Source organism: Candidatus Pelagibacter bacterium nBUS_36 (assembly GCF_051201215.1).
Lineage (GTDB): Bacteria > Pseudomonadota > Alphaproteobacteria > Pelagibacterales > Pelagibacteraceae > Pelagibacter.
In genome coordinates this window covers 1254904-1267677 of sequence record NZ_CP172839.1, presented here as the reverse complement: position 1 = coordinate 1267677, position 12774 = coordinate 1254904, and the positions used below count along the sequence as shown (strand labels likewise).

The 12774-nt window shown below is 30.0% G+C and carries 13 protein-coding genes; 5 read left to right on the top strand and 8 right to left on the bottom strand.

Annotation, left to right across the window (positions count from 1 at the left end; all coding sequences use genetic code 11):
- Nucleotides 1-10: 10 nt before the first annotated feature.
- The 3 genes from ACIJYI_RS06860 to ACIJYI_RS06850 all read right to left on the bottom strand — a co-directional run bounded on the left by ACIJYI_RS06860 (nucleotide 11) and on the right by ACIJYI_RS06850 (nucleotide 2513).
- Complete coding sequence (locus ACIJYI_RS06860; protein ID WP_435090184.1) at nucleotides 11-367, bottom strand: hypothetical protein; 357 nt, start codon at nucleotides 365-367, stop codon at nucleotides 11-13.
- A 77-nt stretch (nucleotides 368-444) separates the two neighbouring features.
- On the bottom strand, nucleotides 445-2253 hold the full coding sequence (locus tag ACIJYI_RS06855) for a sodium:solute symporter family protein (RefSeq protein WP_435113993.1): 1809 nt from the start codon (nucleotides 2251-2253) through the stop codon (nucleotides 445-447).
- Nucleotides 2253-2513 (bottom strand): DUF4212 domain-containing protein, encoded by a 261-nt coding sequence (locus ACIJYI_RS06850; RefSeq protein WP_435113991.1) that lies wholly within the window; start codon nucleotides 2511-2513, stop codon nucleotides 2253-2255. The genes ACIJYI_RS06855 and ACIJYI_RS06850 overlap by 1 nt, the downstream gene beginning before the upstream one ends.
- Before the next feature lie 134 nt (nucleotides 2514-2647).
- On the opposite strand from ACIJYI_RS06850, the gene ACIJYI_RS06845 reads away from it, so the two are divergent.
- Entirely contained in the window at nucleotides 2648-3271 is a 624-nt protein-coding gene (locus tag ACIJYI_RS06845; RefSeq protein ID WP_435113989.1) for an esterase, read from the top strand.
- Here the strand turns inward: ACIJYI_RS06845 and acs are convergent.
- From acs to ACIJYI_RS06825, 4 genes are all read right to left on the bottom strand, one after another.
- The gene (gene acs, locus ACIJYI_RS06840; protein WP_435113987.1) at nucleotides 3268-5298 is read right to left on the bottom strand and encodes an acetate--CoA ligase; all 2031 of its coding nucleotides are present in this window, start codon (nucleotides 5296-5298) and stop codon (nucleotides 3268-3270) included. The two genes, ACIJYI_RS06845 and acs, sit on opposite strands and share 4 nt — an antisense overlap.
- Nucleotides 5299-5313: 15 nt before the next feature.
- Nucleotides 5314-5712, bottom strand: a complete 399-nt coding sequence (locus tag ACIJYI_RS06835; protein WP_435113985.1) for an EVE domain-containing protein — start codon at nucleotides 5710-5712, stop codon at nucleotides 5314-5316.
- Nucleotides 5713-5911: 199 nt separating this feature from the next.
- Nucleotides 5912-7606, bottom strand: coding sequence for a carbamoyltransferase N-terminal domain-containing protein (locus ACIJYI_RS06830; RefSeq protein WP_435113983.1), 1695 nt, complete (start codon nucleotides 7604-7606; stop codon nucleotides 5912-5914).
- Nucleotide 7607: 1 nt separating this feature from the next.
- On the bottom strand, nucleotides 7608-8222 hold the full coding sequence (locus tag ACIJYI_RS06825) for a hypothetical protein (protein ID WP_435113981.1): 615 nt from the start codon (nucleotides 8220-8222) through the stop codon (nucleotides 7608-7610).
- On the opposite strand from ACIJYI_RS06825, the gene ACIJYI_RS06820 reads away from it, so the two are divergent.
- On the top strand, nucleotides 8170-9261 hold the full coding sequence (locus tag ACIJYI_RS06820) for a hypothetical protein (protein ID WP_435113979.1): 1092 nt from the start codon (nucleotides 8170-8172) through the stop codon (nucleotides 9259-9261). The two genes, ACIJYI_RS06825 and ACIJYI_RS06820, sit on opposite strands and share 53 nt — an antisense overlap.
- Before the next feature lie 69 nt (nucleotides 9262-9330).
- The gene (locus ACIJYI_RS06815) at nucleotides 9331-9837 is read left to right on the top strand and encodes a hypothetical protein (protein ID WP_435113977.1); all 507 of its coding nucleotides are present in this window, start codon (nucleotides 9331-9333) and stop codon (nucleotides 9835-9837) included.
- 189 nt (nucleotides 9838-10026) lie between these two features.
- Here the strand turns inward: ACIJYI_RS06815 and tsaD are convergent, their stop codons facing one another.
- Nucleotides 10027-11100, bottom strand: coding sequence for a tRNA (adenosine(37)-N6)-threonylcarbamoyltransferase complex transferase subunit TsaD (gene tsaD / locus ACIJYI_RS06810; RefSeq protein WP_435113975.1), 1074 nt, complete (start codon nucleotides 11098-11100; stop codon nucleotides 10027-10029).
- Nucleotides 11101-11156: 56 nt separating this feature from the next.
- Between tsaD and hemC the strand changes: the two genes are divergently transcribed.
- Both hemC and ACIJYI_RS06800 read left to right on the top strand, forming a co-directional pair.
- Nucleotides 11157-12074, top strand: a complete 918-nt coding sequence (gene hemC, locus ACIJYI_RS06805) for a hydroxymethylbilane synthase (RefSeq protein WP_435113973.1) — start codon at nucleotides 11157-11159, stop codon at nucleotides 12072-12074.
- 1 nt (nucleotide 12075) lies between these two features.
- On the top strand, nucleotides 12076-12774 hold the full coding sequence (locus ACIJYI_RS06800; RefSeq protein ID WP_435113971.1) for a uroporphyrinogen-III synthase: 699 nt from the start codon (nucleotides 12076-12078) through the stop codon (nucleotides 12772-12774).

The window sequence follows — 12774 nt, the reverse complement described above, 5'->3', positions numbered from 1 at the left end:
GTATCAATTTTTAAAATTTTATTGAATTAAATAATTCATAAATTTGTCTAGAAATTTCACTTTCTAGAGGAAACGATAACATTCCCATTACAGAATAACCCAAAATCCAAGGCATAAAGTAAAATCTGATCATATAAAAGAACCAGGCAACATATAATGGGACTAATGGTGCGATGATAAAAGATGGTGTTACTGGTTTAAATATTTTTATTAAAGGATTGGTGTATTTGACAAATATTTTCATAAAAAAAAATTCTGAATCTTCTCTTTGAAAAATATTCATCGCTACTCTTCCTATTAAAGTCCACATGATGACACCAAGCAGGTAGTCTATAAAATAAACTAAGGGATGAAAGTTTGCAGACATTAAGAAATTTATATTGGAAAAAAGATTAAATTAAAAGGGGCGAAATTAATCGCCCCTAGAATTAAGATTTATTAGCTCTATTTGCCAGTAACAGTTCTGCCACTAGGTACTCGAACTTCATCAACCATTTTTTGTGTTGCAGCATTAGGAGCTGAAGTCATTAAACTTACAACTACCATAGCTACGAAACTCACAGCTGCTCCGAAGATACCAAACGTTAACTGAGTAATACCTAAGAATCCACTTCCACCAGTTCGCACCCAAACTAGGTACCAAATAGATGAAGCAAGACCTAAAGCCATACCAGCAATAGCACCTTCTCTGTTAGCTCTTTTCCACCATACACCAAGTACAAGTGGGAAGAACAAGCCAGACATCGCAAAGTCAAAAGCCCAGATAACCGAACCTAAGATTCCTTGGATTTCCATTGCAGCAATAGTTGCTCCAGCAAAACCAATTACTACAAGTAATACCCTTGCAACAAGTAGTCTTTTTGCAGTCTCTGCTTTTGGATCTATCATTTTGTAATAAACATCATGAGAAATCGCATTCGCAATTGCCAGAATTAAACCATCAGCTGTTGACATGGCAGCAGCCATACCTCCAGCAGCAACCAGACCTGAGATTACATATGGTAATCCAGCTATTTCCGGTGTTGCTAACACAACCGCTTTACCACCCATGAAAAACTCATTCAATTCAAGAGTTCCATTGCCGTTAAAGTCACTGATGAACATCAAGTTTGCTTGGTTCCAGTTTTGAAACCAATCTATTGCTTGAACTTCAGCAAATGATTTTCCGATAATACCTGTTGGTAGTGTCGGGTCAATCAACGATAGTTTAGATAGTGTCGCTAACATTGGTGCAGAAGAGTACAGTAGGAAGATAAAGAATAACGACCAACCAACTGATTTTCTAGCAGCCTTCACGCTTGGAGTAGTAAAGTATCTCATCATCACATGCGGTAATGAAGCTGTTCCCATCATCATCGCTAATGCTAACGAAATAAATGCCCAAGGTGTAGCATTTACTGCAGAGTGAGCTTTAGTTATTCCAGCTAACCCTTTAGGTACCGTTGCTAGATCAGCAGCAGAGTTTTTAACAAAACCAAACTGCGATTCTAACTCACCAATTCTAGCTACTTCATCAGCTAACATAAAGTGAGGGAAGAAACCTGCACCCATTTTGTTACTGATCCAAAAAATTGGAAGTAAGTAAGCTATAATTAGTACGATATATTGTGCAACCTGTGTCCAAGTTACCGCTCTCATACCCCCTAACATTGAACAAAGTAAAATACTTATTAGTCCAATATATACAGCGTATTTAAAGTCGATATCTAGAGCAACAGAAGCAATAGTACCTGTAGCGTTAATTTGTGCAGTCACGTAAGTAAATGAAGCAACAGTTAAAACTATTACTGCAAGTAATCTTGCTAAATTACCACCGTATCTTGTACCAATAAAATCTGGAACTGTGTAACATCCAAATTTTCTTAGGTATGGTGCTAATAATGATGCAACTAATACATAACCACCAGTCCAACCGACAAGTAACGCCATATAGCCGTAACCTTTAAAGTAAATACCACCTGCCATTGCAACGAATGATGCACCAGACATCCAGTCTGCTGCTGTCGCCATACCGTTGAATACAGTTGGAACTTGCCTTCCAGCTACGTAATACGCATCTGCTTGAGCTGTTCTTGATAGATAACCAATTAAAGCATAGATGAATATTGTAAAAGCTACAAAACCAACACCTATTGCTTTTGCGCTCATACCCATCTGCTCACCAATTGCCATTAAGATTATGAAACCTATGAAACCTCCAGTATAGATTCCGTAAACTTTAGGCAAATTGTCTATAAATTTCCCTTTAATCATTAGCTATCTCCTCTTTCGTTGAAGCCGAATTCTTCATCGATTTTCTCTTGCCTATTAGCAAACCAGAAAACTAAGATTACGAAAATTCCAAGAGATCCCTGACATGTAAACCAGTATGTCCATGGATAACCGAAAGGTCCAGTAACCTCATTCATTTCAGCTGCAAAAAGGAAGATGCCAATTGAGAAAACAAACCAGATTGCCAGTGTTACGAATAACAATGACCTGGTTTTTTCCCAGTGTTTTTGTGCGTTTGACATTTATACCTCTCTCTTTTTAGTTATAACTTTTAAAACCATAACCATTCTGACGATTATTAAAAGGTGAAAATTGTTCACATTAGGTGCTTATTTACTGAGTTTTTTAATATACAATTATTCTAAACAACCATTTTATGAATAAATATAAGCTAACTTGGAAAGATTTATCATTTAAAGATTTTAAAGTTTATTTGTTTGCTTTGTTTAAAGCATTTATTCCAAAGAAAAAAATTAAAAATTTAGATGAGCTTGAACATTTTATTCAAACTAAATCTGCATGGGTTACACAAGTTACACTATATAGCTATTTAAAAACTCGAATGGGAACTAAATATGTTCTTCATTTCGATAACGATGAATTCATGTCGTCTGTTAATTTAGCTAAATGGAATATTTATTCTGTTGCCTTACAAGATTTAACTTTTTTTACTTTTTCATATTTAAAAGTTAATTTCAATTACCAAGATATTAGCAAAGTTAAAGAAATTTTTTTCAAAATTTTAGATGATGAAACATCAAATAAGATGCCATTAGATATAATTGATGAGGCAAAAAAAACTTTTGATGAAAGAATACAAAACGTAAATTGGGAAAACTATTATAACGATTTACCATTTAATCCAAGTGCACTATCTTTATATAAGTGGGCCCCAATAGCTGAAGAACTTAAAACTTTAGATAGAAAAATTGTATTAAATTCAATGATATTGAAGTGGGATATTGTTAAACAAGAATTTGAAAAGCTTATCGAATTTTAAATATTTTTTCTATTATCAACTAAACTTTCAACTACACTTGGATCAGCTAAGGTAGTTGTGTCACCTAATTCTCCATGTTCATTTGCTGCGATCTTTCTTAAAATTCTTCTCATTATTTTTCCAGATCTTGTTTTTGGAAGTCCAGGAGTAAAATGAATTAAATCTGGAGTAGCCAAAGGTCCAATTTGTTTTCTAACCCAAAGTTTTAAATCTCTTTCAAGTTCACCCGTTTCACGTTCGCCAGCATTTAAAGTTACATAACAATATAATCCATTGCCTTTGATATCATGCGGGTAGCCTACAACAGCCGCTTCAGCTACTTTTGGGTGAGCAACAAATGCACTTTCAATTTCAGCAGTTCCAAGATTATGTCCTGAAACTATAATTACGTCATCAACTCTTCCAGTTATCCAATAATATCCATCTTTGTCTCTTCTACATCCATCACCTGTAAAATATTTTCCATCAAATTGTGAAAAATATGTATCAATAAACCTTTGATGATCTCCATATACCGTTCGCATTTGTCCAGGCCATGATTGAGCTATGCAAAGTCTTCCTTCACCGGGACCCTTAATTTCTTTACCATTCTTGTCGACTAGAACAGGTTTAATTCCATAAAAAGGTTTTGTTGCTGAGCCAGGTTTTAGAGGAATAGCACCTGTTTGGGGAGAAATCATTATTCCACCTGTCTCAGTTTGCCACCAAGTATCAACAATTGGGCATTTAGAGTTTCCAACAGTTTTATAGTACCACATCCATGCCTCAGGATTAATTGGTTCTCCAACAGTACCAAGCAATTTAAGTGATTTTCTGGATGTTTTTTTAACTGGTTTATCACCTTCACGCATTAAAGCTCTAATTGCAGTGGGTGCTGTGTAAAATGTGTTAACTTTATATTTATCAACTATTTGCCACCATCTTGAATTATCAGGATAATTTGGAACACCTTCAAACATTATTGTTGTTGCACCGTTAGAAAGCGGTCCATAAATAATATAGCTATGACCAGTTACCCATCCAATATCAGCTGTACACCAATAAATATCTTTAGGCTTATAGTTAAAAATATATTGATGAGTCATTGAAGCATAAACCATATAACCACCTGTAGTATGTAAAACCCCTTTAGGTTTACCAGTTGAACCTGATGTATATAAAATAAACAAAGGATCTTCTGCATTCATTTCTTCAGGTTCGCAGTGATTAGGAACGTCTTTAATTAAATCATGGTACCAAACATCCCTGTTGTGATGCCAGCTAATGTCATTTCCTGTTCTTTTGACAACAATACATTTTTTAACATTAGGGCAATTAAGCAATGCTTCATCTGTTGTGTCTTTAAGTGGAATAGTTTTTCCACCTCTTACACCTTCGTCAGCCGTAATAATATATTCAGACTCACAATCATTCACCCTTCCTGATATAGAGTCAGCTGAAAAACCCCCAAAAATAATTGAATGCACCGCACCAATTCTTACACAAGCAAGCATTAAAATTGCAAGCTCAGGTATCATAGTTAAATAAATTGTAACTCGATCACCTTTTTTGATACCTAATTTTTTTAGACCATTTGCAGCTTTTGAAACTTTTTGATGAAGTTGTTTGTAAGATATTTTTTGGCTATCTTTAGGATCATCGCCAACCCAAATTATTGCAGTCTTATCTTTTTTATCTTTTAAATGTCTGTCAATACAGTTTGCTGATGCATTTAAGGTTCCATCCTGGAACCAATTAATTTTTACTTCTTTTGTACTGTATTTTACGTTTTTGATTTTTTTATATGGTTTGATCCAAGTAATTCTTTTTCCTTCTTTTCTCCAAAATTCATCGTTATTTTTTATAGATTGAGAATATTTTTCTTGATATTTGCTTTTATTAGCTAAACTATTTCTTATCCACTCAGGTCTTGTTTTAATAATTATTTCAGGAGTAGTTTTTCCATTTTCTTTTCTTACTTTAGTTTTTTTCTTAACTTTTTTTGAAGCTTTTTTTCTTACTTTAGTTTTTTTCTTTTTTTTTGGCATGAAATAATTTTATATCTAAACTTTACTCATGTTATTTATAATTTTCCAGCTTTTATAGTCAACTGGCATGACAGATAGTCTGCTTTGTTTTATTAATGCTAAATGGCTTAATTGCTTATCTTTTTTGATTTCTTCAAGAGTGACTGGCTTTAACAACTTATTTCTAAATTTAACTGTAACAGCAACGAACCGACCACTTTGGTCGGTTTTGTCTAAATAGAACTCTTTTATTACCTCAACTATACCAACAATTTCTTTTCCTATATTTGAATGATAAAAAAAACAAAGATCACCTTTTTTCATATTCTTTAAGTTTTTTGCTGCTTGATAATTTCTAACACCATCCCATGGAGCTCCCTTGGGACCAACTTTTTTTTGCTGATCAATTGACCAAACATCAGGTTCTGATTTCATTAGCCAATAGGATTTTGACATAATTTATAAGATTTTTTAATTTATATTGCAATATAAGTAAAGGGTAAAAAAATTTGAAAAAAAACAAAAATAGAAAAAAATAATATCAAAATTATAAAGATAAGAAAAAATAAAGTTTTAACTAATCCATATTTTTTTCTAAAATCACTTATTAAAAAAAAGTAATTAATTATTTTTTTCATATATCTTTAGCTTGATATAATCCATCATCCATTAAAACGAACTTAATATCCATTCTCTTCATGTTTACATAAACATCATATAAGTCAAATACAATAGGGTCTTTTGATATATTAAAAGAAGTATTAACTAATATATCTGAACCACTCTTTTTAAGATTTTTTAAAATTTTATAAGTTAAGGAATTTTCATCTTTAACAATTTGTGTCCTACAAGTTCCATCGACATGTATGATTGAACTATATTTATTGTAAAGTTCTTCTTTAGCATCACACAAAGTTCCCATCCATTCCAAATTTCTTATAATACTTTTGTTTATTGAAAAGTATTTATGAAAATCTTCTTCTAGTAAAATTGGAGCCAAAGGTTGAAAGTATGCTCTTTTTTTAAATTTTAAGTTTAAATTATTCACAGTTTCTTGGTTTCTAGCATCACAAAAAATAGAAGTGTTACCAAGAGACCTTGGTCCAATTTCATTGGATCCATAATAGGAAGCAATTATTTCACCTTCTATTAATTTAGTTGCTGTTTCATTTGCAAACTCATTAGTTAAATTAATTTTTGAAAAAAAATTATCTTTACTTTCTTTTTTATTAATAAAATTTTTCTTTGGACCAAGAAAAATACCACTAAAATCAAGTGTTTTTGTTTTTGATTTTTCTAAAAAGGCAAAATTTGCAGCACCTATGGCAGATCCAGAGTCACCTGGTGAAGGTGGAACAATCAATTCTTCAAAAATACCTTGCTTAGATAGATTGTGAATCATTTTACAATTCAAGGCGACACCCCCTGTTAATACAATCTTGCTCTTGCCAGATAAATCCATTGCTTTTTGAATCAAGTTTTTCATTGTATTTTCTAAAATTAATTGAGCTGAGCTTGCTATATCTGCATATTTCTTAAAGTTTACCTCTTCACTTATGTTTAGGTAAGGGTCTCCAAATACTTGACATAATTTTTTTGAAAAAGATTTGCTTGGGCTTTTATGAAATTCAAAATAATCCATATTGATTGTAAAATTATTAATATCAAAAATTTTATTAAATTCTTTTTCATAAATTGGTTTTCCAAACGAGCTTAGAGACATGACTTTAAATTCACCTTCATTAATTTCAAAACCAAGATAATCGGTGATTGTAGAGTAAAGTAAGCCAATTGAGTTTGGGTAAAAATTAGTCCAAATCTTTTTAATTTTATAATCATTATCTATTGTATAAAAAGACATTGTCTCTCCCTCCCCAACACCATCGCAAGTGACATAAACATAATCAGAAACATTTTTAATAACTGACAAGCCGTATAAGCAATGGCTTAGATGATGTGATGAATAAATAATCTTGCTTCTTGAAATATTGATTAATTTATTTATGTCTGTATAAAAAAAAATTGATCCTTTGTTAAAATTTTTTAGATGATGAATTAAAAAACTTTTATTTTGTAATGGATTTTTAATTGAATAATAAAAAATTTCCCACCATGACTTAAATGGTTTTTCATAAAAGCATATGAATTTAATATTTTCATTTTTTAAATCAAATTTTTTAATTAAGAACTTTAAACATCTTTGTGGAAAATTTTTATCACCTTTTATTCTGCTAAAGGACTCTTCTTTTAAAAAGCAATTAGTTCCCTTGTTGTCTGTTAAAAAAACCGACGATTCATGATAATAGGCAGATACTCCAATGTAGTACATGTTAAGTTATAGAATTAGGTTCTATATTTTTCATTACATCTTCATCTGTAATACTTTTTTTTAATTTCAAAAAGTGAGTTATGAGACTTATAAATATTAAGATTGTTATTAATATTGGGTTAAAGATAAAAGAAAATTTATTTAAGCTATTTGCATAAATGTGCCTAAAAAAACTTAATGTTTTTTCTTTAGCTAATTTTATTTTATATGAAAAAAAGCTATTATTATTTTTTGCAAATTTAAGAGAATATTCAGCATGCCTTTCTTCATCTTTTAAAATATTTTGAATTTCTGTGTATGCCCAAGGTTTATGTTCTTTAAGATGATTTGAAAAGGCTATCAATTTTTTTTCTGCAATTTCTTCATTTGCCCCAACAAATATAGCAAAATCATTTAACTTCTTTTTTTCAAAAATAAAGTGATCTATATAAATATATCCCTTATTATAAATGTGACTGGGTACAAAACTTAATTCTTTCTTGTTAATTTTATACTCTGAAATTATTTGATTTTTTATATTTGTAAAAATAAAACAATGTTTATATTCGTCTAAAGAATGTCTTATGAAACCATCAGAAAGCTTTTTATTATTAACAACTTTTGCTGCAAATAACATCTCAACTGCTGATGAGAATTCTGCTGAAGCAAATTCATTCAAAACAAAGCAACTTCTCTCAGGATCAAATTTTTTAAGATTACTTTTTGGTATTAAAAACATTTTATTAGCTATTTTGGTATATTTTATTTTATTTGTTCCAAAGGCAGATGCCAAGGGTTGTTTATCATTTTTACCCTATGGTTTTAATGAATCTTATGTTCACTTACCTCAAAGTGCATCTTTTTGTGTAAAGCAGGGAAAAACAATAATCAAATATCAAACAGATAATTATGGTGGAAGATTACTCAGTGATGAAACTGTAAACAATAAAATACAAGTCTTTGGCGACAGCCAAGTATTAGGTCTAGATGTAGAAAATATCGAGCAGCATTATTTAAATACTTTATATAAAAAAAATAATTTTGTTATATATGCGGCGCCAAACAATGGTCCTTATGAAGTTACAAATTTTTTAAATAAAAATAAAAAAATTTTACAAAAAAAAATAATTGTCACATTTAGTTTTTCTACTGATCTTTACAGAATTTTAGATTATTGGAACCCTGAGAATTTTGTAGCTTTAAAAGATTATGAGCTAGATGAAATTTTAGAATATCCTTTTAAATATAGATTGATAGTTTTTAAGAATTTATTATTAAATAAAAATTTTACTGTAAGTAGATATGATAATGAAAAAATGCAAAATGTATTTTTAAATTCAGATCAAGATAAACTTTACAAAAACCTGACTAAATATTTTAATGAATTAAATAAGATAGCAAATAAGCTTGATATAGAAATAGACTTTATAGTTACGCATCCTTATTGGGTTTATTCAATTGATAAAAAAAATAATAAACTTTTATTGAATAAAGAATTGAATAAAAAAGTAGAAAAATTGATCTGTAACTCTTTTCAAAGAACAAAAAAAATAAATAAAGTTTTAATATCTCAAATCCCAGAAACTCTTGAGCTAAATGATCTTACAACTGATAAGCGACACTTAAAATCTACAAAAATCAAACTTACAAAATACCAAGAAATATGTATTTTTTAGCTATTTAGTCCCTATAGCAAACAATATTTTTTAATAGACTTTTAAAATATTATATTGAATTATAATTTTATGAAAAATTTAAAAATTTTTATAATTATTTTATTAATTACTTTTTCAAGCTTAACTAATATTGCGTATGCTGAGTCACTAAAATTTGCTGCGTCTACCTACGAAGGAGAAGTAAAAAAAGGAAAAGCTCATGGTGTGGGTATTTTTACTTTTTCAGATGGGTCTACTTATGAAGGCAAAGTTTCTAAAAATAGAATTCATGGCAATGGAAAGTATACAGATGCTCAAAGAAAAGTTTATGAAGGCAAGTTTAGGTACGGAACTATTAAAATAAAGATAGATAAAAAAACTAGAAATGTAGTTAAAATAAAAGCTAAAACTGGAATTGAAACTTATGTTGAAATGAAAGGTACAGGCGCTGCATCAACAAAATGGTTTGAGGCTCAACAAAATTCGTCAGGCACTTATGAACTGACTGTTAAAGGAAAAACAGAAATGGCTGCTGCAATTGCAAGTGGTGGTTCTGATAATTCTTCTGGTTCTTCTGGTTCTAGTTCTGGCTGTTAATTTAATTAGCTAAATCCCAATGTTAATAAATTATTATTATTAAATCACACTACACTAAGTACTACACATTTGATGATTACAGTTAGCTTTAATCATCATTTTTAATTGTAAAGATAATGTAAAGGCCAGCGGAAGTTGGTAGGGGTTTATCGAAATATAAGAGTGTTGGTTTCATTAACTAATATTGCATTATAATTGTACTCCTGCACCTTTGAGAAACGCAGCATTTTCATCTAATGGCCATCTTGGTTTTGCTGGATGATCTAAATTATTAAATTGTTTTAATTTAAATTTTTCTAAGCCAACCATTGCAATCATTGCAGCATTATCACCACATAATTCTATCGATGGAAACATACTTTGATAATTTCTTTCATTACATAGATTTGTTAACATAGATCTAATATTCTTATTAGCAGCAACTCCACCAGCAACCACAAATATTTTTTCTTTCAATTTATTTTGTTTTTCAAATTCTTCGAATGCTATTTTAGTTTTTTTATATAATATTTCCTCAACTGTTCTTTGAAATGATGCTGCAAGATCAAACTTTTCTTGTTCTGTTTTAATATTTTTTGCTATTCTTAAAATTGCAGTTTTAAGTCCAGCAAAAGATAAGTTGCATCCACCTTTATTAAAAATTGGTTTAGGTAAATCATATTTTTTTGGATCACCTTTTTTTGCAAGAACTTCAATTTGTGGTCCACCAGGGAATTCAATTCCAAGAAGTTTTGCTGTTTTATCAAAAGCTTCACCTAAAGCATCATCAATTGTTGTACCTAATCTTTTATATTTACCAAGTCCCTGAACATTCAAAAATTGTGAATGTCCACCTGAGATCAACAAAAGTAAGTAAGGATAGTTTAAAGATGAATCAAGTTTTGGGCTTAATGCATGACCTTCTAAATGGTTAACAGCTATGAACGGTTTATTTAATGCCAAAGAAAAAGCTTTACCAAAACTTAAACCTACTGATAAACAAACTATTAAACCAGGACCAGCTGTAGAAGCTACGGCATCAATCTCCTCAATTTTTCTGCCACTATCATCTATAGCCTTTTGAACAATCCAATCTATTTTCTCCATGTGAGCACGAGCCGCAAGTTCAGGCACTACACCTCCAAATTCCTTATGCACTTCAACTTGACTCGAAATAATATTAGATAAAACTATTGGGTTTCCTTGTTGATTTTCAGTAATTATGGACGCTGCAGTCTCATCACAACTAGATTCTATTCCAAGAATTAAGGGTTTTTTACTCATTCAAATAGTTTTTATTAATTGTACAATCTCAATACAAGTAAGAAATAAAATTATTTATGAGTAAAAAAATTATCATCGGATCTAGAGGTAGCAAGTTAGCATTAATTTATGCTCAAAATGCTAAAGATAAGATTATTCAAAATACAGAGTTAGATGATGAAGATGTTATAATCAAAGAAATCACAACAAAAGGAGATCAGGTTCAGGATATAAGGCTGTCAGAAGTAGGTGGCAAAGGTTTGTTTTCAACAAATATAGAAAAAGAACTCCAGGATAAAAAAATTGATATAGCCGTCCATGCATTAAAGGATATGCCAGCAATTGAAACTGATGATTTAATAACAGATACGTTTTTAGAAAGAAATGATCCTAGAGAAATTTTAATTACGAAAAATAAAAAAAAACTTAATGAATTAAAAAATAATGCAATAATTGGAACTTCATCTTATCGAAGAGAATTTCAAATTAAAAAGATTAGATCAGATCTTAATTGCAAGCTTATAAGAGGAAATGTTGACACAAGAATTAAAAAATTAAATGATGGTCTGTATGATGCAATAATATTGTCTTATGCAGGAATAAAATCTTTATCAATAGAAGATAAAATTACAGAAGTTTTTTCAACCCAAGAAATAATTCCAAGTGCAGGACAAGGAATTATTTCACTTCAATGTCGAAAGGATGATAACGAAATTATTTCTGTTTTAGATAAAATTAATGACCAAGAAACATCCCTAAGAGCTCATACAGAGAGAAATGTTCTCAAAGTTTTAGAAGGTGACTGCGAAACAGCTGTGGGAGCTCATGCCATTATAGAAGGTGATGAAATTATTTTAGAAGCTGAGCTTTTTTCTTTAGATGGCAGTAAGAGATTTTATGAAAAAAAATTTTCAAAAATTGAAAATGCAAAAACACTTGGTAAAGAGGTAGGACAGATATTAAAAATTAAATCAAATAATTCTTATAAAAGATAATATGCATATTTTACTAACTAGACCACTAGAAGATTGTTCTGAAATGATTATAAAATTTCAATCTTTGGGACATCAAGTTTCTCATCTTCCGTTATTAATTATAGAAAAGATAAACTACGAACAGATAAATTTTTCAGATTTTAAAGGTATTATTTTTACAAGTGCAAACGCTGTAAAATTTTTAGATTTGAAAAATGTTGATAAAAATCTTTTATGTTTTTGCGTGGGAAGTGCTACTGAAAAAAAAGCTAGAAGTGTTGGTTTTCAAAATGTAATTTCAGCTGAAGGCAATGTTGAAAATTTAAAAGAACTTGTTTTACAAAATTTTAATCAAAAAGATGGCAATTTAATTTATATAAGTGGTGAAACAGTTTCTGTTGATCTTGATCAACAACTATTAAAAGAGGGATATAATATCAAAAGGGTTATTAATTATCGAACTATTCATAATCAAAACTTTGATGATAAATTTGTAAGTGAATTAAAGCTCAAAATGCCTGATATGGTTTATATTTACTCTCAAAATAGTGCCTTAAGTTTTCTTAATTTTATCAAAATACATCAATCTGAAAGTCTTTGGATGAATACAAACGTAATGTGCATTGGTGAAAAAACCTCATCAATATTGAATGAAATTAAGTGGAAGAAGATATTTCTTTTTAATCCTGGAGAAGAAGAGTTTTTGTTATATAAAATTTAG